At 70.1% G+C, this 668-nt stretch carries 2 protein-coding genes; both read right to left on the bottom strand.

Annotated features, from left to right (window positions below):
* On the bottom strand, positions 1-346 hold a 346-nt coding region (locus RMT89_RS40635), incomplete at its 3' end, for a hypothetical protein (RefSeq protein ID WP_315888775.1).
* On the bottom strand, positions 343-668 hold a 326-nt coding region (locus RMT89_RS40630; RefSeq protein WP_315888774.1), incomplete at its 5' end, for a hypothetical protein. The genes RMT89_RS40635 and RMT89_RS40630, both read right to left, overlap by 4 nt.

Genomic DNA, 668 nt, shown 5'->3' with positions numbered 1-668 from the left:
CATCCACGGCGCCTGCCAGTTTGTGCCGGAGCCAGTCGTCCCAGCCAGCTTCGGCGAGCGGTGTCCGCGTACCGCGACCACCATGCTCGCGCAGGGCCCGGGTGGGGTTGGCGATCAGCGCCAACTGCACTGCCGCGCCATCTGCGCAGCACACCACTTCACCCTGAGACTCGATCGTCGCCCACTGGACGCTCCTGATGGGTAGGGCGGTTTGGGTGATGACCACGCCGGGGCGCGGGAACGCCCATAGGGGCCGGGGCTCGTTGGCTGCCTCAGCGATGCGTTGGTGGAGCCACCGGGTGTCGTGCGGCGCCCCTCGGGACAGTCGCAGGTGGGTGAGGATCATGCTGATTGCTCCTTCCTGGTCAGCTCGGGTCCCAGCTCGGCTTCTGCTCCGAGCACGGCGATCCATCGTGCGTAATCCCGCTCGGGGACAATGAGGCCGCAGTTGCGGCAGTGGGTGTCAGTCTCCCCGGCGGGGATGACGAGAGCCGTGTCGTGGCAGTGGGGGCATGCGACGCCGGCGCAGACGCGGGGCTGGGAACGCCACGGGCAGGCGGTGTGCGCGTCGCGTCTGGCGTCGGCGAGTTCGTCGAGCATGACGGCGACGGGCTCCCACCGGCACAGGGTCGGCAGCCATGGCCGTAGCCATGCGGCGACGGTGGCCG

Source organism: Streptomyces sp. P17, from assembly GCF_032436805.1.
GTDB lineage: Bacteria > Actinomycetota > Actinomycetes > Streptomycetales > Streptomycetaceae > Streptomyces.
Note: the sequence above shows the minus strand (reverse complement) of the source record. Positions and strands in the feature narration are given on the sequence as shown.